The sequence below is a fragment of the Mycobacterium sp. DL592 genome (genome assembly GCF_011694515.1).
GTDB lineage: Bacteria > Actinomycetota > Actinomycetes > Mycobacteriales > Mycobacteriaceae > Mycobacterium.
In genome coordinates this window covers 1,869,226-1,891,219 of record NZ_CP050192.1, presented here as the reverse complement: position 1 = coordinate 1,891,219, position 21,994 = coordinate 1,869,226, and the positions used below count along the sequence as shown (strand labels likewise).

Below are 21,994 nucleotides of genomic sequence, written 5' to 3'. Positions count from 1 at the left end.
GGCGACACGGCGGCGCGGCTTCGTGTTCACTTGGATGTGACACCCTGTGCGGCGATACGGACCGCACGGGATGTCGCGAGCGAAGGTGGAAATGGCTGCTAAAGCTGCGGGTTCGGCCCGCCACGTCGAGGTCGAGCAGAAGTTTGACGTCCCGCCTGCAACGGTGTTCCCGTCGTTCGAGGGACTGACGTTCGTCTCCCGGGTCGAGCGGCTTCCGTCACAGTCGCTGGATGCGGTGTATTTCGACACATCCGGCCAGGACCTGGCGCGGCGGCGTGTCACGCTGCGCCGTCGCACCGGCGGGCCGGACGCCGGCTGGCACCTGAAGTTGCCTGCCGGACCGGACGCCCGCACCGAGGTCTATGCGCCGCTGGACGACGGTGCGCACGCCGCGGCCAGCGAGGTGCCCGCCGAACTCGTCGACATCGTGCTGGCCATCGTGCGGGACCGTCCCCTGGTGCCCGTCGCCCGGATCTCGACCACCCGCAATGTCGTGCTGGTCTACGGAATCGACGGCGCTGCACTCGCCGAGTTCTGCGATGACCAGGTCAGCGCGTGGGCCATCGATCCCGCCGACGGCGCCGACGGCGAGGAACAGCACTGGCACGAGTGGGAGCTGGAACTGGTCGACGGGGAAGCTGACGGCGGCAAGGACGTGCTCGCGCGGCTGGCCAACCGGCTGCTCGACGCCGGTGCCGTCCCCGCCGGGCACGGTTCGAAGCTGGCCAAGGTCCTGCAGGCCGGGCTGCCGGCGGCCCCCGCCCGTCCGGAGCCGTCCGCTGATCCCGTGCACCGGGCGGTCGCCGAGCAGGTGGACCAGATGTTGGAGTGGGACCGGGCGGTGCGCGCCGACACCTGGGATTCGGTGCATCAGATGCGGGTGACCACCCGCAAGATCCGCAGCCTGCTGCAGTCGTCGGAGGACGCCTTCGGCCTGACCGACGACGCGTGGGTGCTCGACGAGCTGCGGCAGCTGGCCGCGGTCCTGGGCGTGGCCCGCGACGCCGAGGTGCTTGCCGAGCGCTTCGAGCGCGCCCTGGACGAGCTGGCCCCGGAATTGGTCCGCGGCCCGGTGCGCGAGCGCCTGGTGGACGGGGCCAAGCGGCGTTACCAGGCCGGCCTGCGCCGGTCGCTGGCCGCGATGCGCTCCCCGCGGTACTTCCGCCTGCTCGATGCGCTGGAGGCTCTGGTCGCCGCCGAGCCGGCGCCGCCCGCCCCCGGCGAGGAGCACCCGCCGGTGAGTATCGACTCGGCCTACAAGCGGATCCGCAAGGCGGCCAGGACGGCAGCGCACGCCGAAGAGGAGCACAAGGACGAGGCATTGCACCGAATCCGCAAGGGCGCCAAGCGTCTTCGCTACGTCGCGGCCGCCACGGGTGAGCCGAAGGTGTCGGACCGGGCCAAGGTCATCCAGACCCTGCTCGGCGACCACCAGGACAGCGTGGTCAGCCGCACCCACCTGAGTCAGCAGGCCGAGGCCGCCCACACCGCCGGTGAGGACACGTTCACCTATGGCCTGCTCTATCAGCAAGAAGACGATCTAGCCCAGCGCTCCCGCGAACAACTCGAGGACGCGCTGCGCGCGCTGAGGCGCGCCGTCGCTAAGGCGCACTGAGCCAGTCGGCGGAATCGGGTAAGGAGCGAGGTCCTCGAGCAGTAGCGTCGGACTGGCCGGAATACTTCGGCCAGTAGTGCCCCCGGCAAGATCGGGACACAACGAGCGGCGATTCCGCCGCGGTGCACCCGAGTGGTCGGCTAAGTTCAGCCTCGCAGGCCGAACGCACCCGGGGGGGGCGCAACATGAACGACGTCAAGTCGCCGACCGCAGTCCAGGCCGGATCACCGGTACGGCATCGCAATGTGCGGTGTCGTCGGTGTCGCGCGGTGCACTGGGTGGCCACGAACATCAGCGTCATGGCCTGCGAGAACTGCGGAGAAGCGATGGAGCTCAACATGCCTTCGTCAGCCTGACTCGGGGGCGGACGAGTTGGCCTGTAAGCCGGATTCTGTTCCGCCCTGCCCCGGTTGACCGTGACAAGGCGGCGGCGACCATCCATCTGGGCACACCGTCGCCGAGTGCCTCGAGCGGCCTACCCGCAGGCTCGGGCGAGCAGCCCTCGAACGCCTGCGCAGCCGCACCAGGTGCGACCTCTTGGCCTTGCTTCGGGTGGGGTTTACCGAGCCATCCCGGTCACCCGGAACGCTGGTGCGCTCTTACCGCACCGTTTCACCCTTACCACCCCTGCGGGGTGGCGGTTTACTTTCTGTGGCACTGTCCCGCGAGTCACCTCGGATTGCCGTTAGCAATCACCCTGCTCTGTGAAGTCCGGACTTTCCTCGACTCACCAGGTGAGCCGCGGCCGCCCGGCCAACTCGTCCGCCTGAACACGGTAGCTCATCGCCGTCGCAGCTGGATGATGTTGTCGGCCAGGATGGCGTGCTCGCCGTCGGGTCCGACGACCTCGCGCGGCACCGGTCCGACCCGGACCGTCTCCCACTGCGCGGGGTCAAGCGCGAGGCTGGCGACCACCTCGTCGGGCGGCGCGAACACGTGGTGGCGGACCTCCTCGGGCGCCCAGGGCGGGGCACCGCCGTGGTCGACGATCAGCAGCGTGCCGCCGGGGGCGACGGTCGCGGCGGCGCGGCGCAGGATCGCCGGGCGGTCCATGTCCACCATGCTGTGGAAGAACTGTGCCGATACCAGGTCGAACGGCCCCTCGGGCAGGGTCCGGGTCAGGTCGTGCTGCTGAAAGTCGATGTGCGACAGCACTCCACGCTTATCTGCTTCCTCGGCGGCGCGGGCCAGTGCGGTGGCCGAGACGTCGACGGCCACCACCTCCCAGCCGTGCTCGGCCAGCCAGATCGCGTCGCCGCCCTCCCCGCAGCCCAGGTCCAGCACGACATCCCCGTCGATCTGCGGGACGAGCTCGGCCAGCCGGGCATTGACCCGTCCGCTCCAGATCCGCGGCTTCTCGGCGTACCGCTGCTCCCAGTGGGCCTGATGTTCGTTGTCCATGCGTCGAGCTTGTCCGCAACAGCAGAAGCTGGCAAGGTCTTTTGCCATGCAGGCAAACGACTCCGACGTCGATGTCGACCTGCGGGTGCGGCGGCGGCTGCGTGAGCTGCGCAACCGGATGGGGCTGACCCTCGAGGAGGTGGCCACCCGCGCCGGTATCGACGTCTCCACTCTGAGCCGGCTCGAGTCGGGTAAACGGCGGCTGGCCCTCGACCATCTCCCCCGGCTGGCCGCCGCGCTGTCGGTCAGCACCGACGAACTGCTGGGCCCGTCGCAGGCCACCGACCCACGGGTGCGGGCCCCGGCGCAGACCCGCGGCCTGGTGACGTACTGGCCGCTGACCCGCCACGGCGGCGCGGCGGGCCTGCAGGCCTTCAAGATCCGGATCAGTGCCCGCCGTCGAACACCTCCGTCCGAACTGCCGACCCATGAGGGCCACGAGTGGCTCTACGTGCTGTCCGGCCGGCTCCAGTTGATCCTCGGCGAGCAGCACTTCGTCATCGACCCCGGCGAGGCGGTGGAGTTCAGCACCTGGACCCCGCACTGGTTCGGTGCCGTCGACTCCGCCGTGGAGGCCATCATCCTGTTCGGCGCCCACGGCGAGCGGGTTCACCTGCGGTCGTAGTGCTCAGCCCAGATAGGACGTCTGGTTCACCAACCGGACCGACGAGCCGCCGTCGGGATAGAACTCCGCGATGCTCAGCGAGGCCAGGTCCAGGTGCAGACGGTGCAGGATGCTCGCCCCGGCGTCCAGCGCCAGCCGCAGCATCGTCTTGATCGGCGTCACATGCGAGACGACCAGGACGGTCTGGCCGGGATGAGCGGCGATGATGCGGTCCTGGGCGCGACGCACCCGGTGGGCGACGTCGTCGAAGCTCTCCCCGCCGGGCGGTCGCAGGCTGGTGTCGCGCAGCCACTGGCCGTGCAGGCCGGGGTCACGGTCGGCGGCTTCGGTGAAGGTCAGGCCTTCCCACGCGCCGAAGTCCGTCTCGATCAGGTCCTCGTCGATGGCCACCTGCAGCCCCAGCGCGGACGCCGCCGCGGTGGCCGTCTGCACGCAGCGCTGCAGGGGTGAGGACACCACCGCGGTCACGCCGCCGCGCTCGCCCAGATACCGGGCGGCCGCCTCAGCCTGCCCGCGGCCGGTCTCGGTCAGTTCGGGGTTGCCGCGGCCCGAGTAGCGGCGGGCGACCGACAGTTCGGTCTGGCCGTGGCGCAGCAGCAGGAAGCGGGTGGGCTCGCCACGGTTGCCGGTCCAGGCCGCGGGCGGCACGGCCACCGCCCCCGCTGGCGGGTCGGCGATCGAGGCGGGCTGGTCCATCGCCTCGTTGGCCAGCCGGTCGGCATAGGCGTTGCGTTCGCGCGGGATCCACTCGTAGCTCACCGAGTCGAACGTCGACGCCAGGGCGCGGGCCTGCTGATGCAGCTCGGCCATCGCGGCGTGCTTGACCTTCCAGCGCCCGGCCATCTGCTCGATGACCAGTTTGGAGTCCATCGCCACCGCTACGTCGGTAGCGCCCAGCCTGCGGGCCTCCTCCAGCCCTGCGATCAGACCGCGGTATTCGGCGACGTTGTTGGTCGCCACACCGATCGCGCTGCCGTGCTCGGCGAGCACCTGCTGACGGTCGGCCGACCACACCACCACGCCGTAGCCGGCCGGGCCGGGGTTGCCGCGCGATCCGCCGTCGGCCTCGACGACTACTCTCACCGGCTGAACCCGTTGATACGCAACAGGATTGCCCCGCATTCCGGGCAGCGCAGCACCTCGTCGTCGGCGGCCGCCGAAATCCGGGCCAGCTCGCCGCGGTCGATCTCGATACTGCAGGCCCCGCACCGGCCGCCGAGCAGCCGGGCCGCACCGATTCCCGATGACTTGCGCTGACGTTCGTAGAGCTGCGCCAGCGCGGCGTCCAGGCCTGCCACCACGTCGGCGCGGCGTGACGCGTTCGCGGCGCGCACCTTGTCGACGTCGCCGAGCGCTTCGTCGCGCCCTGCCTCCGCGGTGGCCAGATCGTGCTGCAGCGCTTCGAGTTTCACCTCGGCGGTGGACCGCTCGGCCACCAGTTGTTCGCGGCGCTCCATCACCTCCAGCAGGGAGTCCTCCAGGCTGGCCTGCCTGCGCTCGAGAGTCTGCAGCTCATGCGAGAGCTCTTCGAGCTGTTTGGGGTTGACGGTGCCGGAATCGAGCAGCCCGCGGTCGCGCTCCTCGCGCTGGCGCACGCCGTCGATCTCGGACTCGAACCGGGCCACCTGCGCGTCGAGGTCCTCGATCGCGATGACCAGGGCGGCGAGATGGTCACTGGCGGCCCGGTGCTCGGCCAGTACCTGCTCGTAGGCCTGCTGCTCGGGCAGATGGGCCGCGCGATGGTCGGTACGGGTCAGCTCGGCGTCCAGCTCTGCCAGCTCCAGCAGCGAACGCTGCTGTGTCACTTCAGCTTTCACAGCTTGCCTTTCGGGGGTTGATGCTCGATGTTCCACGGGTCGGTACGGATGCCGCTGACGGCGACCGGCAGCGCCGGGCCGAAATACGAGCCCAGCAAGTCGGCGGCCTGAGCGCACCACGGGTATTCGCCGGCCCAGTGCGCGACGTCGACCAGCGCCGGCCCCCCGGCCCGCCGGTATTCGTCGGCGGGATGGTGCCGCAGATCGGAGGTGACGTAGGCGTCCACGCCGGCGGCCGAGGCCACCCCGAGCAGTGAGTCACCGGCTCCGCCGCAGACCGCCACCCGCGACACCGGGGCATCCGGGTCGCCAGAGCCGCGCACACCCCAGGTGGTCTGCGGCAGCACCGCCTCCACCCGGGCGACGAAGTCGGCGAACCGCAGCGGCTCGGCGAGGCTGCCGATCCGGCCGATGCCCACACCGGCCGGCAGCGCAGCCAGGCTCACCACTTCGAACGCCGGCTCCTCCCCGGGGTAGGCGGCACGCACGGCGGCCAGGATCTCAGCCCGCAACCGCGCCGGAGCCACCACCTCAACGCGGTCCTGCACCGTCCCGGCCGTGTCGATCGCCGGTGCGGCGCCGGCCGCGAAGAGCGCTGCCCGCAGCGCCTCGGAGTGCTCTGGTGGCACCAGGATCGCCCATTTGTCGGTGTCGGGCCGAGCCGCCGGCTCCAGGACGCCCTCGACGGTCAACCCAAGCACGTCTGCCAGGGCGTCGGACACCCCGGGGTCGGCCGCATCGGCGTTGGTGTGGGCGGTGAACAAGGCGGAGCCGGCGCGGATCAACTGGTGGATCAACGCACCTTTCGGGGTGCTGGCGGCCACCGTGTCCACGCCGCGCAGCAACAGCGGGTGGTGGGCCAGCAGCAGCCCGCGCTGCCCGACCGTCGCGACCACCTCGGCGGTGGCGTCCACGGCCACCGTGACGGAGTCGATGACGTCATCGGGGTCACCGCACACCAGGCCGACCGAGTCCCAGCTGTGGGCCAGGCTGGCCGGGTAGGCCACGTCCAGCACAGCGATGATCTCGGCGAGTCGTGCGCTCATCTCGACATCTCCACCGCGTCCACCACGCCAAGCACAGTACCGCCGGGCGATCAGGGACAATGGGGGCGTGACCCGCACGGCCTCCGCTACCCGCCCGCAGTTGGTGATCTTCGATCTCGACGGCACCCTGACCGATTCCGCGGACGGCATCGTCGCCAGCTTCCGGCATGCGCTGGCGGCCGTGGGCGCTGAGGTCCCCGGCGGCGACCTGGCGGGCCGGATCGTCGGTCCCCCGATGCACCAGACCCTGACGGGTATGGGGCTCGGCGAGCGGGCCGACGACGCGATGGCCGCCTACCGGGCCGACTACACCACTCGCGGCTGGGCGATGAACAGCCTGTTCGACGGCATTCCGCAGCTGCTCGACGACCTGCGGGCCGCCGGCGTGCGGTTGGCGGTGGCCACCTCGAAGGCCGAACCCACCGCGCGGCGGATCCTCGAGCACTTCGGTCTTGCCGAGGCGTTCGACGTGATCGCCGGCGCCAGCGTCGACGGAAGCCGCTCCAGTAAGGCCGAGGTGGTGGCGCACGCGCTGAGCCAGCTACAGCCCCTGCCGCCGCAGGTGGTGATGGTCGGCGACCGCGCCCATGACGTGGAGGGCGCGGCCGAACACGGCATCGACACCATCGTGGTCGGCTGGGGTTACGGCGCAGAAGACTTCGCCGATCCCGAGACGGCGGCCGCCGCGGCCGCCCACGTCAGCTCCGTCGCTGCGCTGCGTGAGGTGCTCGGTGTCTGAGACCTCGGAATTGCTGCATGTCACGTTCGTCTGCTCAGGCAACATCTGCCGGTCGCCGATGGCCGAGAAGATGTTCGCCCACCAGATCGCCGAGCGCGGCCTGGCCGACGTGGTGCGGGTGAGCAGCGCCGGGACCGGGCACTGGCACGCCGGTGAAGGGGCCGATGCCCGCACGAACGCCGTCCTGCGCCAGCACGGCTACCCCACCGAGCATCGGGCGGCCAAGCTCGCCGACGTCCATCTCAGTGCCGACCTGGTGATCGCGATGGGCCGCAATCACCTGCGCTTCCTCACCGACCTCGGGGTGGAACCCGAGCGGTTGCGGATGCTGCGGGCCTTCGATCCCCGCTCCGGCGCGCACGCTCTCGACGTCGAAGACCCGTATTACGGCACGCACGCCGATTTCGAGGAGACGTTCACCGTCATCGCGGCGTCGCTGCCGGGACTGCATGCCTGGGTCGACGAGCAACTGGCCGCCGAGGGTCTGGCCGGCTAGATGAAGCGGTGGTCGTTCCTGCTGAAGCCGGGCTGGTGGGCACTGGGCCTGGTGGTGGTGGCCTTCGCTTACCTGTGCTTCACGGTGCTGGCCCCGTGGCAGCTGGGCAAGAACACCAAGACCGAGCGGGAGAACCAGCAGATCCAGTCGTCGCTGACGGCGGCTCCGGTACCGGTGAAAACGTTTCTTCCGCAACAGAATTCGTCGGCGCCCGACGCCCAGTGGCGACAGGTCACCGCGACCGGGCGCTACCTGACCGACGCCCAGGTGGTGGCGCGGCTGCGGGTGGTGGGCGGCGAGCCGGCCTACGAGGTGCTGGTGCCGTTCGCCGTCGACGGCGGCCCCACCGTGCTGGTCGACCGCGGTTACCTCCGCCCGGTGCAAGGCACCGCGGTACCCGCGATCCCGCCTGCGCCCGGCGGCACCGTGTCGATCACCGCCCGCCTGCGGGATTCCGAGACCGCGCCGCCGGACAAGCCGGCGTTCACCGAGAACGGCGTCACCCAGGTGTATGCGGTCGACACCCGCGCGGTGTCGGCCGCGACCCGGGTTCCGCTGGCGGGCTCGTATCTGCAGCTGACCGAGAATCAGCCCGGGGTCCTCGGTGTCGCCGAGCTACCGCATCTGGACGCCGGGCCGTTCCTGTCGTACGGGATTCAGTGGATCGCGTTCGGCATCGTTGCGCCGATCGGCCTGGGCTACTTCATCTACAGCGAGGTCAAGGCCCGCCGCCGCGACGCCGAAGCGTCCGCGGCCGCGGCCACCACACCGTCTGCGCCGCTCACCGTCGAGGACAAGCTCGCCGACCGTTACGGCCGGCGGCGCTGAGCCCGACGGCCACCCCCGCCGCGGCCACCTGCACCACCCGCGAGAGCGTCACCGACCGGCGCAGGTCTTCGACCCCGGGCACCCGACCGTCGCCGAGTGTAGGACGGATCTCCAGCTCGTGCCGGTACTGTGTCGGCCCGCCCAATCGCACCCCCAGCGCCCCGGCGAACGTCGCCTCCACCACCCCGGCGTTCGGGCTGGGGTGGCGGGCGGCGTCGTGGCGCCACGCCCGCAGCGCACCCGCGGGCGAGCCGCCGACGGCAGGTGCGCACAGCACCACCAGCACACCGGCTAGCCGGGCCGCGACATAGTTGGCGGCATCGTCCAATCGTGCTGCGGCCCAACCGAATCGGGCGTAGCGCGGTGACCTGTTGCCGATCATCGCGTCGAGCGTGTTGGCGCCGCGGTACAGCAGCACCCCCGGTACTCCCCCCAGCGCGGCCCACAGTAGCGGGGCGACATGGGCGTCAGAGGTGTTCTCGGCCACCGACTCCAGCGCCGCACGGGCCAGCCCGTCGGAGTCGAGCACCGAGGGGTCGCGCCCGCACAGCGACGGCAGCAGGTCACGGGCACCGTCGAGGTCACCGGCGTCGAGCAGATCGGCCAGTCGCGTCCCGGTGCGGGCCAGCGTCGTCCCGCCGAGTGCCACCCAGGTCGCCGCGGCGGTCACCGCGCCCAGCGCGGGACCACCGCGCGCACCGCGCTGTACCGCCGCGCCCACGAGCGTCAGACCACCCAGCAGAACAGCCACGTGCACGGTGCCTGCGGCGCGGCTGTCGCGGTAGGTGCTGGATTCGAGTGCGGCTGCGCACCAACCGAACCCCGCGACCGGATGGTAGCGCTGCGGGTCGGCGAACGCGACGTCGGCCAGTTGGCCGAGCACGATTCCGGTGGCCCGCCACGGTCTGCGCACAAACACTCCGGCACTCTCTCACACGTGGTGTACTGCCCCCATGAGGGCGCGATGACGCGACACCCGACGCGGGTTGCCGACCTGCTCAACCCGGCCGCGGTGTTGCTGCCCGCCGCCAATGTCGTCATGCAGCTCGCTCATCCCGGAGTGGGCTACGGCGTGCTGGAGAGTCCCGTCGACAGCGGCAACGTCTACAAGCATCCGATCAAGCGGGCCAGGACCACCAGCACCTATCTGGCCGCGGCGACGATCGGCACCGACGCCGACCGCGCCCTGATCCGGGTGGCGGTGGACACCGCGCATGCCCAGGTGCGCTCCGGCCCGGACAGCCCGGTTTCCTACCGCGCATTCGACCCGAAGCTGCAGCTGTGGGTGGCGGCGTGCCTGTACCGCTACTACGTCGATCAGCACGAGTTCCTGCACGGCCCGCTCGACGATGCGGCGGCTGACGCGGTGTACGCCGACGCCAGACGTCTGGGCACCACGCTTCAGGTGGGTGACTCGATGTGGCCGGCTGACCGGCCGGCGTTCGAGGAGTACTGGAAGCGCTCGCTCGACGAGCTGTCCATCGACCCGCCGGTACGCGAGCACCTCAAGGGTGTCGCGGCCATGGAGTTCCTGCCGTGGCCGGTACGAGCGACGGTGGGCCGCTTCAACCTGTTCGCCACGACCGGATTTCTGCCCGCGGAGTTCCGCAGCATGATGAAGCTGCCGTGGGGCGCGAGCCAGCAGCGCCGCTTCGAGTGGCTGCTGAGCGCCCTGCGATTGGCCGATGTGCTGATCCCGCAGCGGGCCTGGATTCTGGGCTATCAGCTGTATCTGTGGGATATGCGGGCTCGTGCCCGGTTGGGGAAACGCGTCGTCTGAACAACACCGAGGGGGAACCATGTCCAGCCAGATTCTGACGGCAGGCACCGTGATCACGATGGATTCGGCACGGCCGCGCGCTGAGGCCGTGGCCGTCACCGACGGCCGCATCGCCGCGGTCGGCACGTTGGTCGAATGCCGGGCGGCGTGCCCGGATGCCGAGGTGATCGACACTGGGGTGGCTGCGCTGCTGCCCGGGTTCGTCGAACCGCACAGCCATCCGGTGATGAGCGGGGTGGCCACCCAGCCACCGGCCCGCTCGATCGCGCCGTGGGTCGCACCGACCTGGGCGGACGTGGAAGCGATCATCGCCGAGGCGATCACCGCGACCGATCCGGCGACACCACTGCTGTTCGCCGGTTTCGACGCTCTTCTGCACGGCCGGCCCTCCCCGAAGGCCGACGAACTCGACCGGATGTTCGGCGAGCGGGTCGCGGTGATCACCGACAACTCGGGGCATGGCGCGTATTTCGACACCGCGGTGATGAAGCGCAACGGCTGGGATGTCAGCCCGCCGCCGGATCCGGCCGGTGCCCACTACGGCCGAAACGCCGACGGCAGCCTCAACGGCCAGGGCTTCGAAACGGCCGCGATCATGGCGATCGCCGCGCCGGTGCTGGCCGAACTGGGCGGCAATCCCCTGGTCAGCGCGGCGCAGTACTACGCGTCGATGGCACGCGGGGGCTACACATCCACCTCCGACATGACCTACGACCGCAAGATCAAGACCGCCTACGAGGCGCTGGCCGCGGCGCCGTCGTGTCCACTACGAGTCAGCATGTGGGAGATGTCGACCTCAGACGCCTACGCCGAGCCGGAGAGCTTCGCGGCCGGTGAGGCCCTGCTGGTCAAGCGCGGCGTCAAGTTGTGGACCGACGGCTCGCCGTGGATCGGCAACATCGCGATCTCGTTTCCCTACCTGAGCAACTCGACCACCGCCGACGCCGGTATCGACCCCGCGGTGGCCGGCGGGGCGCGGTCGATGAACTACACCCGTGAGCAGCTCGACGCCATCCTGGACAAGGCCGCGCCGGCCGGCTGGCAGATGTCCTTCCACGCCAACGGGGACCTTGCGATCGAGCTGGCGCTCGACGCCTACGAGGCGGCGTTGCACCGGCACAACCTGATCGGCACCGACCATCGTTGGCGGCTGGAGCATCTTGGCGCGGGCACCCGGGCCCAGTTCGAGCGGGCCGCCGCGCTGGGGGTGTACGTCTCGATGGCGCCGTTCCAGTACTACTACTGGGGAGATCTGTTGGACGGCAAGCTGTTCGACCACGAGCACGGCAGCCGCTGGCAGGCGTTCGGTGACGCGGTGGCCGCCGGGGCGGTGGTGTCGCTGCACAACGACGGATCGGTGTCGCCGCCGACACCGGTGCTGAACATCCAGACTGCGGTGTCGCGGCGCACCAGGGCGGGCACTGTCCACGGGGCGGATCAGGCGATCTCGCTGGAGCAGGGGTTGCGCGCCCACACCATCGACGCCGCGCGGACATTGCACCGGGAGGATCTCGTCGGTTCGATCACCGTCGGCAAGCTCGCCGACTTCACCGAACTGACCGCCGATCCCTACACCGTCGACCCGGCCGCCCTCACCGAGACGGCTCAGGTGAGCGGAACGTGGTTGAGCGGCAAGCGAATCGACCTCGACGAGTTCCTGGGAGCCGTGCGAAGCATCGACGTCAGTGCCCATGCGCACGTCACCGAAACGGCCCACCGCGCCTGTTGCTGAACCGGCTGTGTCGCTGATTCGTGTTCAGTGAGACTTCGATGGAGGGATTTCACCATCGGCCTGACGCTGGAGTTCTTCGCCCCGCCGGTCTGACCTACGCCAGCGTGGTCTTCATCAGGGCCACGTTGTAGTCACCCCACAGCGACATGTTCCAGTAGATGTCCTGGCCGGTGGACCACGGATCCATCATGGGCGCGTACAGGCCGGGATACTGCAGCGAGTTCACCAGCGGGGTGGCTGCCGACCAGGTGCCCTGCGGCGAATCGGCCGTCCGCATCACCACTGTGCCCGTCCCGTCGGAGTACATCGCCACGTACTTGTTCAGGTAGGTGTTGTACTGCACCGACATCTCGCTGACGTGGCCGTTGGGTCCGCCGACGCCGAAGACACCGGCAACCCAGCTGCCGAAGAACAGGCCGAGCTGGCCAAGGAATCCGCCGGCGTTCTGGTTCTGAGTGGTCGGCGGCAGGATCGGCACCGCGGCCGACGGGTCGTTGGCCGTCCAGGACGCGCCGTTCCAGTACTCGTACTGGCTGAGGTCGAGGATGGCATCCTGCTTTACCCGCGAGACGTAGGCCGAGCCCATCCGCCCCGACGGGGTGCCGAACGAGTAGCCGTACCCGGCGTCGGCGGAGTCGGCGGGCGGTTTGACGTAAGCGCCCTGCTGAAAGTTCTGGTTTCCGTAGATGAATGACCGGCTGGACCGCAGCCAGCTGGCGGCGCGGATGGTCTGCGGGGCGACGGTCCAGTTCTGCCCGTTGTCGTCGGAGTAGGCGATCGCCGAGTAGTTGGTCGTCCACTGGCCGCCGAAGTCCCAGGACCGGACCGACATGAAGTTGACGTATTGCCGTGCGCCATAGGTGTTGTCGTAGGGTACGGAGATCGCCGCGGTCGGGATGATCGTCACCTCCGAGCCGAACAGACCCAGATAGCTCGCGTTGCCGCGGATCACCTGCTTTGACATGCCGGTCGAACTCAGCGGCGAGCCGGCGAACGGGTTGGTCAGCGAGCCGGTGGCGAACGTCCGGGTGATCGGGTCGGTGGTGCGCAGCAGCACGTTCGAGCGCCACACCCCGCTCTGGTTGGGACCGCTGAAGGTGTCTCCGAAGATGATGAGGACCTGTCGGTCCTGGCCCGTCATGCCGTTGTCCCACATGACGCCGACATCGGTGCCGTATACGCCGAACCGGGCCGAGGTGCCATTGTTGGGCCCGGTAACCCAACCGACCTTGGTCGTCACGGGTGACGCTGTGACCGCGGCCAGGGCGATGAGCGGAGCCTGGTCCACCGGGGCGACCGGGGCTGCCGGCTGGCTGGAGGCGAATGATCCGGTGGCTCGGGAAGCTCTGCGCGGCACAGCATTCAGCACCTCTGCGCTGTCGCGAGCCGGGGTGGCAGTCGTCGACGACGCCGCGGCCGCCGCACTGGCCGGCTTCACCGTGGCGCGTGGCGACGGGGTTCGCTGGTGGCGTGCCGAGTGTGCGGCCGAGGATGAACTCGGCGCGGAGTCAGTGGAATCCGCCGACGCAATCCCCGCGCCGCTGGCCAGTGCGCCACCTATGCCCAGTGCTATCGCCAGGCCGCCGATTCGGCCCAGATGAATCGCTGTCCGCATTCGGTCCCCCTTCATCGCCCGTCCAGTATTGACCGCGCGGGTGTCCCCCGATTGCAGTACACGCGAATCATCCGCCGCGAGGGCCGCTCGGTGGACAGACGCCGGTGTTGCGGCGGCGCAGTATTCATCTCGAGCCGCTCACGAGAAGCGGACCAGGACTTGGAGGACACGATGACTGCACAGATTTCAAAGCGCGCCGCAGGGCTGTTTGCCGGTGTCGTCGCGGCCGGCGGGCTGGCTCTGGGCCTGGGCTTCGCCCCCACCGCCAGTGCCGCCAACGGCTGCGGGTACGGCTACCACCTCGACGGCGGCAGCTGCGTCGTCAATCTGCCCGGCCCCGGCGCCCAAGCCGACCCGGGCCATCCGAACTGCTGGATCAACGACAACGGCGACCAGCGCTGCTACTGAACCACCGACTTCCCCAACACATCCCGCCCGGGCCACTGGCCCGGGCGGGATTGTTTGTATGTGAACCGGCGGTGTCCTGAACCGGTGAATCCTACGAATTCGTCGAAATCCGAGCGCAGCGTAATCCCTGCGGTCGTAAACTTTCTCGTCACACGCCCTGCTCACCCCGAGCGGGGATAAGCCCGGGAGGACACACATGACTGGATCGATTTCCAAACGCGCCGCAGCGTTTTTCGCAGGAGCGCTCGCTGCTGGTGCAGTGACAACGGGAATGAACTTCGCCCCCAACGCCCATGCCGCCGACGGCTGCGGAATCGGATTCCACCTCGACAACGGCAACTGTGTGGTCAATGTTCCCCCGCCCAATGCCCGCTTCATCAGCCCCAACTGCTGGATCAACGACAACGGCGACGAGCGCTGCTACGCACCGTAACTCGACGCCCTCACTTACCCACTCCCGCCCGGGCCCATTGGTCCCGGGCGGGATATTTTTTGAAACAACTTGTCCTGCAATGGATTTGATCGATATACCCGCCCCGCCCTGTAGTCCTATCGGCGATCAGCGTCCACCGATCGGAGTACCCGCGATTCCATCTCCGAACAGTCTCTTCGGGGGACATACAACGGGTGTGGCCCAGCGCACTATTCATCTCGAGCCGCGCTCAACCCGGGCCGGCCCACCAGAAACCTGAATAAACCGGAGGACAACATGACTACCAAGATCACCAAGCGTGCTGCAGGAATTCTCACCGGCGCTCTCGCCACCGGCGCCCTGGCCACGGGCCTGGGGTTCGCCCCGGCCGCGCAGGCCGCCGACGGCTGCGGCTACGGCTACCACCTCGACGGCGGCACCTGCGTCCTGAATGCGCCCGGCCCGGGCGCTCGCTTCATCAGCCCGAACTGCTGGATCAACGACAACGGCGACGAGCGCTGCTTCGCCGGTAGCTGATCCCACCACACCCCTGAGCCCGCCCGTGACGTCACCGGGCGGGCTCTCGGTGTGTTGTGGGCGCGGCGCGTTGAACCACGCATCGAACGTGTGTTCTACTTGGCGCTCGATCGAGAGGAGATCACGTACCGATGACCGTTGAGTTGATGACCGCCCCCACCACCATCGACACGTTCGATATCGAGCCCCCCACCGAACAACCCGTCGCAGAGCCCAAAGCCCAGTCCAAGCGCGGCCCCGGCAAGAAGGCGAAGACGCTGGAGCTGACCCTGACGGTCACCGGCACCGCCGACGGCGAATGGCGCGCCGAGCTCAAACAAGGCAGCACCTATCTCGCCAAAGGCCTCGCGGTCGCAGCCGCCGCCGTCTCACGGGCGGCCAAGGAACTGCACGAGGATCTCTCGATACCGATCGACGCGGTCATCGAGGAGGCCCGCTCCCAGCAGGCCGCCCGGGTCGCGGTTCTGGAAGCCGAACTCGAAGCCGCCCGTAAGGCACTCGCCGAGCTGGATTGAATGTTCTTGTAGTAGCCCAATCGTGCATTACAGCCACCGGTTACGTCGGAAGCCCATGTACAGGAAGGCACAGATTCCTGCCATGGCGATCAGTACCCCGGCATAGCCCCAGGCCCAGTGCAGTTCCGGGTGATCGAAGCGCATGCCATAGATTCCCGTGACCCCGGTGACGACCAGACCAAGGGCGCCCCATGCCGATATTTTGCGCATATCGTCGTTCTGCTGCAACGCAATCCGCCCCAGAGCACTCTCCAACAGGTCGCCCACGATGTTGTCAAAGCTATTGAGCCGTCGAGCAGATTCGCTTTCGAGAGTGATCAAGTCACGTAGGTGGTACCACAGGCCGCCGGGAACGAGGTCGCGGTGTGCGGTGACGAGCCGGTCCAGTACTTCTGAGAGCGGTCCGATTCCCCTTCGTAGTTCGATCATCTCGCGCTTGAGTAGGTAGATATCCTCGACGTTGATGGCGGCCCCCGGCCTGAAGATCGCCTCCTGCATGGCGTCGATATCAGTCTCGATAAGCGTCGCCACCGCCCGATAGCTCTCGAAGACGTTACGCATAATCGCCTGCATGACGTAGTACGGGCCGTGCGCGAGTAGGGCCGGGTTCGCCTGCAGCTCAGTGCGCAAGTCAGCCAGGCCGCTGAAGTCACCGTGGCGGCTCGTGATGAGAAAGTCTCGCGCGACGCAGATCATGATCTCGCCGGTTTCGACGATCTGCCCGACAGCTGCAGTCTCGTGGGGAATGTAGTGCACGGTCTTGAGCACCAGAATCAGGGTGTCGCCGTGGCGTTCGAGCTTAGGCCGCTCAAAGGCACGCACCGCATCGTCGACTACCGACGGGTGCAGCGCGAACACGTCTGCTACCGCTTCCATCTGCTCGCGACCAGGCTCGAGTAGACCGAGCCATACGAAGCCGGCACCGACCGTGTTAACTCTGTCCCGCGCCATGCGTGGGCTGAACACCTCGGGCAGTCGTTGCCCGTCAACGTAGACCCCGCAGTCCACGACCGGCTCCGCCTGAGGAATGAGCGCGGGCCGCCGCACCACATCCGGCATGAGACGTCCTTCGGCATGGGTGAGCAGTGGCTCCTAGGTTATCGCCGGGTTCTCGAAGGGGGTGGCACCACACCGCTGCCCAGCGGACCGTGAGCGCGGTTTTACCCCGTCGTTCAGCATCCCGTAAGGGACGGACCCTAACCTCGTCGCCATGTCGCACGTGGACCGACGGACGTTGATGCGCGCCATCGCAGTGTCGGTCGTCGCGGCCGCCGGAACCCGGACCTTCGCCCACGCCGATCCGTCACACGGCGGGCAACTCGGCGCCAGGGTGCCGGCGCCACAGGGGGTGCTGACCCGGCTGCCCGGCGACGGCAATCAACTGGCCCTGACTGTCGATGACGGCACCAGTAGCGAGGTGGTCGCGGCGTACGCCGCGTTCTGCCGCGACAGCGGTGTACGGCTGACCTTCTTTCCCAACGGGGTCAACAAGTCGTGGACGGTCAACGCCCCGCTGCTGCGTCCGATGGTGGACTCGGGGCAGATCCAACTCGGCAACCACACCTGGAGCCACCCCCGGATCACCACCCTGGGGCTGGACGCCGTCGCCGACCAGATCCGCCGAAATGCCGACTTCCTGCGCAACACCTATGGCGTCGACGGCGCCCCGTACTTCCGGCCACCGTTCGGAGTGCACACTCCCGACACCGACCGCGTCGCTGCCGACCAGGGCTACAGCACCATCACGCTGTGGAGCGGTACGGTCGGCGACTCGCGGCCGGTCACCGAGGAGCAATTGGTCAACTTCGCGCGCGAGTCGTTTCAACCGCAGCAGATCATCCTGGCCCATGCCAACCTGCCTCCGGTCACACACACATACGCGCAGCTGCTCGACATCATCGCCAGCCGCGGTCTGCAGACCGTGACGTTGGCTGACGTCTTCGGATGATCGCGGACCGCTGACAGCAGCTGAGCGCGCCAGACTCTGATCACACGCGAAAAGCATCGGCGTCGGATGGCCCACGTGCATTCCACGAGTGGGCGGAGCGCTGATCGCAAGCCTGGAAGATACCTGACGACACGCTGTCAACCTGCTTCGGGCAGTGCATCGAGAACCCGCTTGCGCCAATGGGTCTCAGACGAGGCCTTTTGCTGCACCTCTGACGACACCCGCCGACAACGAGGGGCGAAGAGTCCGGTGGCTGAGGGTTATTCGCATTACTGTGATGCAGGAAGCACCCGACCAAGCGCACAAGGACGGTTAGCCTCATGACGATTCCCCGACTGCACCTCTCGAGGCCTGCGGTAGTACTTCCTGATACCGCAGTGGACAACGAGGAGTTGCTGGCCCGGGTCCGGGAATCGTTTCGCGGTACCGCCGCCGAATGGGCGCCCATCGAGCTCGGCATTCGGTATGCCTTCGACCGATGTAACAGCAAGATGCGGTACCTCGAAGAGGACATCGCCGTGTCGCCCGGGGAGTTCGCCGCGCGAGCGGCGGCCGCCTGCCTCGATCAGAACGGGGTGGCGGCCACCGACGTCGACCTCCTGATCTACGGCGGGATCGCCCGGGACGCATTCGAGCCCGCCACGGCCACCGAGGTCGCCGGACGGCTGGGCGCGACACCCCTGCATGCCATGGACGTCACATGCGCCTGCGCCGGGCTCATCGAGGCGCTCCACGTCGTGGCCGGCTACTTCGCCCTCCACGACGACATCGACACGGCACTGATCTGCGCCGGAGAAATCACCCGGGACCGGGTCAGCTACGACTTCCAGACCATCGAAGACGTCTCAGTCGGGGTGGCGGGACTGACGCTCGGCAATGCCGCCGCGGCGCTCCTGGTCACCCGGGACCTGCTGCCTGCGGGCGGGGCCCGCGTGCTGGCGTTGCAGCACACGACCCTGTCCGAGCACTATGACCTGTGCCGGGCGCCGGTGGACGGTCACTTCGTCTCCAGATCCACCGAGCTGTTCGCGCTCGGCGTCCACGTGCCGGGCGAAGTGCGGCGCCTACTGTCCACCGTGGGATGGGCGCCGGAGGACGTCGACCACTACGTGTTTCACCAGCCCAGCGAGTCGATGGTGGAGCAGGTGCTGAACGGACTCGGTGCCCGGCCGCAGGCCGGAATCGTCACGCACTCGTTGTTCGGCAACACCGCCAGTACGTCGTGGGCGCTGGCGTTGGACTACCGCCTCAACCAAGGCTCGGTGCACGCCGGCGACACGATGGTCCTCGCCAGCGCTGCCGCCGGATTCACCATCGTGGGGGCCGCCGCGGAATGGGTGGAGCGGTGAACCACTACCTGCGGCTCTACCGGGTCATCAGCCAGACCTTCGGGTTCAGAGCCCGTCCGATCGGCGCGTTCCTCCTTCTGCAAGTACGCCAGGCCATCTCCGCTGCGACCCTGGGCTTGGACCATCTCGTCTACCCGAGCCACCGCAAGCAGCCCATCGATCGGCCGATCTTCATCGTCGGCAACCCGCGCAGCGGCACGACCTTCCTGCACCGGCTGTTGCTCGGCGCGGGCGGGATGGCCTCCTTCGAGCTGTGGGAGATGTTGTTTCCGGCCATCACGGCGCGAAAGCTGCTCGGCCGCATCGTCCCCCGCATGGACCGGCTCTCGCCAGCGCGCTATCACCCCTCCGACGTACACGACACGAGCCTGCGAGGCATCGAGACAGACGACGTGGCCTGGTTCTTCCGCACCCTCGACGGCCCGTTTGCCTGGGCGTATTTCCTTGCCTGGCAAGATACTTGGGGCAGCGACCTGTCCCGGCACAACTTCGGCATCGCCGACGCCACCGACCACGAGCGGGAACGCTTCTTCCGTTATTACGAGGCCTGCTGGCGGCGGAACCTGATCTACAAGCGACGCAACCGCATCCTGGCGAAAACCAGCATGCTGGCTTTCCGGCTGCCGGAGGTGCTGCAGCGCTACCCGGACTGCAAGCTCGTCTACATCATCCGCGATCCCGTCGAGGTCATCCCGTCGGGAATGTCGCTGCTGGCCGGGGTGCTGGAGAACGGCTACGACGTCTGGAACCGCACCAGCAAAGAGGATCAGGAGCGCTGGATCGAGAACCTCTACCAGGCTTCCTGCGCCATGCTCGGCACGTTCCACGAGGCACAGACAACGGGCCTCATCCCGGAGCGCAATCTCTGCGTCGTGCGCTACACCGACCTGCTGCAGAACCTCGAACCGACGATCGCGCGGATTCTCGACTTCATCGACATCGAGCCCACTGCAGAGTTTCTGGAAGAGGTGCGACTGCAGGCCGAACGCCAACGCGCCTACAAGAGCCGTCATGAGCACTCCCCCGACCAGTTCGGCCTCGATCCCGAGCGCATCCGTACCGACCTCGAGTACGTGTATGAGGCGTATCGCCTTCCGGACGGCCGGCTGAACTGAAAGAGTGGTGTCGAGCAATGAGCACTTCACAGCGGGCTTCAATCTGGATCGGGCGGGTGGGCGGCTTGGCGGTCGCCCTCGGCGTGGGGACCGTGGCATTGGCCGGATGCGCGATCGCCTCGGCCGACTCCGGATCCCCGGACGCGGCAGGGCCGTCGGCGAGCAGCTCGACGGCGCACAGCCCAGCGCGCACGCGACCTGCTCAAGGCGCCGGACGTACCACCACCGCACAGCGGACTTCCCGAGTCCCTGCACCGAGCGCCGCGGCCAGACCGGTTGACGCGCCCGCTGCGGACTCGGCAGGCCCGAGCGTGAACACCGGCGTTGCGCAGACCCCCTCGACGCCGGGTGCCACCGCGACACCGGCTCCCCGCGACCGGCGGTTGGCGAAGCCGCTCAACACGGCCACTGCCGACGCAGTCAGTACGCCGGTAGCGGCAGCGCCGGCGTTGACGTCCACGGCGCAGACTGCAGCCGTGGATCCCTATGCGCTGCCGCCGAAAACATCCCTTCAGGAGATCTGGGTGGCCGTCGCCTCTTCTCTGGTCGGCGTCGCCCAAGCGGCGTTTCGCGCCGTGTCCATCGCGGTCCATGTGGGTCCGACCGTGTCGACACTGAACCAGACGGTGCCGTTCAACGGTTTCAACCTGGTGCCCAGCTCGACCGAATTGGTCACCTCGTTCTACGGCCAGTGGACGTTCTGGCCGGGTGGGCCGACGTTGATTCAGGGACAGCAGCAGTACAACGTTGTCGATCCCGTCACCAACGACAACGTGGGAAGCTTTGGCGCCCTTGTGAGTACGGGTAGTCCGTTCAACGTGGGCAGTAAGTACGTCGAACTCTTGGTCACCTCGAACGATGGAACCAATGTCGGTACCGGACCGGGTCAGGTTCCGCCGGTCGGATCGTTGATCTCGAGATTCGATCTGATCGGCGGGTTCGGCTGGTCCTACTCGGCCATGCCGTCTCCATCCGGAGATGTAGTCGCGTTCAAGATTCTCACGCCGTTCGGCGACCTCTCGATTCCATTCGGCTTCGACGCGGCCAAGGGCATCGCCGACCACACGGTGGACAACAGGCCGGTCAACCTCGGAAACGGATACAGCATCGCTCCTGCCGACCCTACGGGCGAATCTTACGTCGGGACAAGCGGATTCCTTCCGTACTACACAACGGTTCAAGCCCACGAGGTCTTCAACTACCGTGACCCGTCGGGTAACACGGTGGGGAGTTTCGAGGGTGTCCTCACCCCCACCGCGGATGTCATGGGCGTCAAGACCGAGGCGATACTGGTCACCAAGGTCACTGACGGCACGGCCGGAACAGCGTCCGGTGACGTCCCGCCGGTGGGGTCGGTGTTCAACGTCATGTACGAGGCCGACAACAGCACGTACGCCGTGTATTCATCGCTGCCTTCTCCGTTCGGGGACAAGGTTTCGACGATCCTGGTGAACAACGGCACGGTGTCCAACATCGGCACCTTCCCCCTGAACATTCTCGATGCGTCGGCGCTGCCCCCGGTCAAGCGGTTGCCCGGCCCCGGCGGCTACAGTTTCCTCCCCACTTCGAACCTGCAACCGAGTGGCGTAAACGGTCTGCCCCCCAGAGAAATTCAGGTTCAGGGCTATCAGCAGTTCGGTATCTACGACGCGGCTGGCGTTCAGCAGGGAAGCTTCGACGCCGACGTGGCGACCCAGCTGGACATGTACGGCACCTACAGTCAAGCGATCCTGGTCACCAAGGTCACCAGCGGCACCACCGGAACCGATGTCGGCGATGTCCCCCCGGTCGGCTCTGTGTTCAACTACACGTACTTCGGCAACAGCGGATTCGGCACCTACTACGCGGATCTGCCTTCGGCATCGGGCGACAAAGTCGCCTTCAAGATCCTGACACCGGTCGGTGACATTCCCACCTGGTCGACGTATGACGCCTCTGCCGGCCTCGGCGGCGTCTCCTTCTTCGATCCGTTCACGACAGTCTGACGAGACACGTCCGTGCCGGCATTCACGTGCA

23 protein-coding genes and 1 other RNA gene are annotated in these 21,994 nt (G+C 68.0%); 16 read left to right on the top strand and 8 right to left on the bottom strand.

The features are described from left to right. Positions 1-91 precede the first annotated feature (91 nt). Complete coding sequence (locus tag HBE64_RS09135) at positions 92-1,615, top strand: CYTH and CHAD domain-containing protein (protein WP_167100618.1); 1,524 nt, start codon at positions 92-94, stop codon at positions 1,613-1,615. Positions 1,616-1,979: 364 nt separating this feature from the next. On the opposite strand, the gene rnpB is transcribed toward HBE64_RS09135, so the two are convergent. Then, positions 1,980-2,376: RNase P RNA component class A (gene rnpB / locus HBE64_RS09130), an RNA gene on the bottom strand. Between the two features lie 19 nt (positions 2,377-2,395). Next, entirely contained in the window at positions 2,396-3,016 is a 621-nt protein-coding gene (locus HBE64_RS09125; protein ID WP_167100615.1) for a cyclopropane-fatty-acyl-phospholipid synthase family protein, read from the bottom strand. Positions 3,017-3,062: 46 nt separating this feature from the next. On the opposite strand from HBE64_RS09125, the gene HBE64_RS09120 reads away from it, so the two are divergent. Then, positions 3,063-3,641: a helix-turn-helix domain-containing protein gene (locus tag HBE64_RS09120; protein WP_167100612.1), complete on the top strand. Its 579-nt coding sequence runs from the start codon at positions 3,063-3,065 to the stop codon at positions 3,639-3,641. Positions 3,642-3,644: 3 nt separating this feature from the next. Here HBE64_RS09120 and HBE64_RS09115 read toward each other — a convergent pair whose 3' ends face one another. Genes HBE64_RS09115 through HBE64_RS09105 form a run of 3 tightly spaced genes read right to left on the bottom strand, consistent with a single transcriptional unit; the run spans position 3,645 to position 6,504 of the window. Beyond that, positions 3,645-4,724 carry a bifunctional RNase H/acid phosphatase gene (locus HBE64_RS09115; protein WP_167100609.1) on the bottom strand — a complete coding sequence of 360 codons (1,080 nt, stop codon included), beginning with the start codon at positions 4,722-4,724 and terminating at the stop codon, positions 3,645-3,647. Then, complete coding sequence (locus tag HBE64_RS09110) at positions 4,721-5,458, bottom strand: zinc ribbon domain-containing protein (RefSeq protein WP_167100606.1); 738 nt, start codon at positions 5,456-5,458, stop codon at positions 4,721-4,723. Before HBE64_RS09110 ends, HBE64_RS09115 begins: the two co-directional genes overlap by 4 nt. Beyond that, complete coding sequence (locus HBE64_RS09105) at positions 5,455-6,504, bottom strand: Nif3-like dinuclear metal center hexameric protein (protein ID WP_167100603.1); 1,050 nt, start codon at positions 6,502-6,504, stop codon at positions 5,455-5,457. Before HBE64_RS09105 ends, HBE64_RS09110 begins: the two co-directional genes overlap by 4 nt. Here HBE64_RS09105 and HBE64_RS09100 point away from each other — a divergent pair. The 3 genes from HBE64_RS09100 to HBE64_RS09090 are packed head-to-tail and all read left to right on the top strand — an operon-like array spanning position 6,479 to position 8,567. Beyond that, complete coding sequence (locus HBE64_RS09100; RefSeq protein WP_167100600.1) at positions 6,479-7,243, top strand: HAD-IA family hydrolase; 765 nt, start codon at positions 6,479-6,481, stop codon at positions 7,241-7,243. The two genes, HBE64_RS09105 and HBE64_RS09100, sit on opposite strands and share 26 nt — an antisense overlap. Positions 7,244-7,301: 58 nt before the next feature. After that, on the top strand, positions 7,302-7,739 hold the full coding sequence (locus HBE64_RS09095; protein ID WP_243841627.1) for a protein tyrosine phosphatase: 438 nt from the start codon (positions 7,302-7,304) through the stop codon (positions 7,737-7,739). Next, positions 7,740-8,567, top strand: coding sequence for an SURF1 family protein (locus HBE64_RS09090; RefSeq protein WP_167100594.1), 828 nt, complete (start codon positions 7,740-7,742; stop codon positions 8,565-8,567). Here the strand turns inward: HBE64_RS09090 and HBE64_RS09085 are convergent. Then, the gene (locus HBE64_RS09085) at positions 8,521-9,486 is read right to left on the bottom strand and encodes a cobalamin biosynthesis protein (RefSeq protein WP_167100591.1); all 966 of its coding nucleotides are present in this window, start codon (positions 9,484-9,486) and stop codon (positions 8,521-8,523) included. The genes HBE64_RS09090 and HBE64_RS09085 overlap by 47 nt on opposite strands. A 45-nt stretch (positions 9,487-9,531) precedes the next feature. On the opposite strand from HBE64_RS09085, the gene HBE64_RS09080 reads away from it, so the two are divergent. Then, positions 9,532-10,347, top strand: coding sequence for an oxygenase MpaB family protein (locus HBE64_RS09080; protein WP_208300600.1), 816 nt, complete (start codon positions 9,532-9,534; stop codon positions 10,345-10,347). Positions 10,348-10,366: 19 nt separating this feature from the next. Beyond that, the gene (locus HBE64_RS09075) at positions 10,367-12,079 is read left to right on the top strand and encodes an amidohydrolase (RefSeq protein WP_167100588.1); all 1,713 of its coding nucleotides are present in this window, start codon (positions 10,367-10,369) and stop codon (positions 12,077-12,079) included. A 94-nt stretch (positions 12,080-12,173) separates the two neighbouring features. On the opposite strand, the gene HBE64_RS09070 is transcribed toward HBE64_RS09075, so the two are convergent. Then, positions 12,174-13,319 carry a DUF4185 domain-containing protein gene (locus HBE64_RS09070; protein WP_243841553.1) on the bottom strand — a complete coding sequence of 382 codons (1,146 nt, stop codon included), beginning with the start codon at positions 13,317-13,319 and terminating at the stop codon, positions 12,174-12,176. A 10-nt stretch (positions 13,320-13,329) separates the two neighbouring features. Between HBE64_RS09070 and HBE64_RS24700 the strand changes: the two genes are divergently transcribed. The 5 genes from HBE64_RS24700 to HBE64_RS09050 all read left to right on the top strand — a co-directional run bounded on the left by HBE64_RS24700 (position 13,330) and on the right by HBE64_RS09050 (position 15,566). Then, on the top strand, positions 13,330-13,680 hold the full coding sequence (locus HBE64_RS24700) for a hypothetical protein (protein ID WP_243841552.1): 351 nt from the start codon (positions 13,330-13,332) through the stop codon (positions 13,678-13,680). Positions 13,681-13,865: 185 nt separating this feature from the next. After that, entirely contained in the window at positions 13,866-14,102 is a 237-nt protein-coding gene (locus tag HBE64_RS09065) for a hypothetical protein (protein WP_208300599.1), read from the top strand. A gap of 196 nt (positions 14,103-14,298) precedes the next feature. Then, complete coding sequence (locus HBE64_RS09060; protein WP_167100582.1) at positions 14,299-14,535, top strand: GCG_CRPN prefix-to-repeats domain-containing protein; 237 nt, start codon at positions 14,299-14,301, stop codon at positions 14,533-14,535. A 276-nt stretch (positions 14,536-14,811) separates the two neighbouring features. After that, positions 14,812-15,051 carry a GCG_CRPN prefix-to-repeats domain-containing protein gene (locus tag HBE64_RS09055; RefSeq protein WP_167100579.1) on the top strand — a complete coding sequence of 80 codons (240 nt, stop codon included), beginning with the start codon at positions 14,812-14,814 and terminating at the stop codon, positions 15,049-15,051. A 146-nt stretch (positions 15,052-15,197) separates the two neighbouring features. After that, positions 15,198-15,566, top strand: coding sequence for a DUF6319 family protein (locus HBE64_RS09050; RefSeq protein ID WP_371744177.1), 369 nt, complete (start codon positions 15,198-15,200; stop codon positions 15,564-15,566). Between the two features lie 27 nt (positions 15,567-15,593). On the opposite strand, the gene HBE64_RS09045 is transcribed toward HBE64_RS09050, so the two are convergent. Beyond that, positions 15,594-16,625: a magnesium and cobalt transport protein CorA gene (locus HBE64_RS09045; RefSeq protein WP_167100576.1), complete on the bottom strand. Its 1,032-nt coding sequence runs from the start codon at positions 16,623-16,625 to the stop codon at positions 15,594-15,596. 151 nt (positions 16,626-16,776) lie between these two features. On the opposite strand from HBE64_RS09045, the gene HBE64_RS09040 reads away from it, so the two are divergent. From HBE64_RS09040 to HBE64_RS09025, 4 genes are all read left to right on the top strand, one after another. Beyond that, positions 16,777-17,514 (top strand): polysaccharide deacetylase family protein, encoded by a 738-nt coding sequence (locus tag HBE64_RS09040; protein ID WP_371744126.1) that lies wholly within the window; start codon positions 16,777-16,779, stop codon positions 17,512-17,514. 320 nt (positions 17,515-17,834) lie between these two features. Next, positions 17,835-18,863: a 3-oxoacyl-ACP synthase III family protein gene (locus HBE64_RS09035; protein WP_167100574.1), complete on the top strand. Its 1,029-nt coding sequence runs from the start codon at positions 17,835-17,837 to the stop codon at positions 18,861-18,863. Then, positions 18,860-19,978 carry a sulfotransferase gene (locus HBE64_RS09030; protein ID WP_167100571.1) on the top strand — a complete coding sequence of 373 codons (1,119 nt, stop codon included), beginning with the start codon at positions 18,860-18,862 and terminating at the stop codon, positions 19,976-19,978. Before HBE64_RS09035 ends, HBE64_RS09030 begins: the two co-directional genes overlap by 4 nt. Positions 19,979-20,289: 311 nt before the next feature. Further along, positions 20,290-21,963: a hypothetical protein gene (locus HBE64_RS09025; RefSeq protein WP_167100568.1), complete on the top strand. Its 1,674-nt coding sequence runs from the start codon at positions 20,290-20,292 to the stop codon at positions 21,961-21,963. The last annotated feature ends 31 nt before the right edge of the window (positions 21,964-21,994 follow it).

Bases quoted from the DNA above. Each gene is read 5' to 3' on its own strand.
- HBE64_RS09065 (WP_208300599.1), top strand. From the start codon at position 13,866: ATGACTGCACAGATTTCAAAGCGCGCCGCAGGGCTGTTTGCCGGTGTC.
- HBE64_RS09060 (WP_167100582.1), top strand. From the start codon at position 14,299: ATGACTGGATCGATTTCCAAACGCGCCGCAGCGTTTTTCGCAGGAGCG.
- HBE64_RS09100 (WP_167100600.1), top strand. From the start codon at position 6,479: ATGATCTCGGCGAGTCGTGCGCTCATCTCGACATCTCCACCGCGTCCA.
- HBE64_RS09095 (WP_243841627.1), top strand. From the start codon at position 7,302: ATGGCCGAGAAGATGTTCGCCCACCAGATCGCCGAGCGCGGCCTGGCC.
- HBE64_RS09055 (WP_167100579.1), top strand. From the start codon at position 14,812: ATGACTACCAAGATCACCAAGCGTGCTGCAGGAATTCTCACCGGCGCT.
- HBE64_RS09035 (WP_167100574.1), top strand. From the start codon at position 17,835: ATGACGATTCCCCGACTGCACCTCTCGAGGCCTGCGGTAGTACTTCCT.
- HBE64_RS09090 (WP_167100594.1), top strand. From the start codon at position 7,740: ATGAAGCGGTGGTCGTTCCTGCTGAAGCCGGGCTGGTGGGCACTGGGC.
- HBE64_RS09050 (WP_371744177.1), top strand. From the start codon at position 15,198: ATGACCGCCCCCACCACCATCGACACGTTCGATATCGAGCCCCCCACC.
- HBE64_RS09075 (WP_167100588.1), top strand. From the start codon at position 10,367: ATGTCCAGCCAGATTCTGACGGCAGGCACCGTGATCACGATGGATTCG.
- HBE64_RS09135 (WP_167100618.1), top strand. From the start codon at position 92: ATGGCTGCTAAAGCTGCGGGTTCGGCCCGCCACGTCGAGGTCGAGCAG.
- HBE64_RS09120 (WP_167100612.1), top strand. From the start codon at position 3,063: ATGCAGGCAAACGACTCCGACGTCGATGTCGACCTGCGGGTGCGGCGG.
- HBE64_RS09125 (WP_167100615.1), bottom strand. From the start codon at position 3,016: ATGGACAACGAACATCAGGCCCACTGGGAGCAGCGGTACGCCGAGAAG.
- HBE64_RS09105 (WP_167100603.1), bottom strand. From the start codon at position 6,504: ATGAGCGCACGACTCGCCGAGATCATCGCTGTGCTGGACGTGGCCTAC.
- HBE64_RS09040 (WP_371744126.1), top strand. From the start codon at position 16,777: ATGTCGCACGTGGACCGACGGACGTTGATGCGCGCCATCGCAGTGTCG.
- HBE64_RS09080 (WP_208300600.1), top strand. From the start codon at position 9,532: ATGACGCGACACCCGACGCGGGTTGCCGACCTGCTCAACCCGGCCGCG.
- HBE64_RS09045 (WP_167100576.1), bottom strand. From the start codon at position 16,625: ATGCCGGATGTGGTGCGGCGGCCCGCGCTCATTCCTCAGGCGGAGCCG.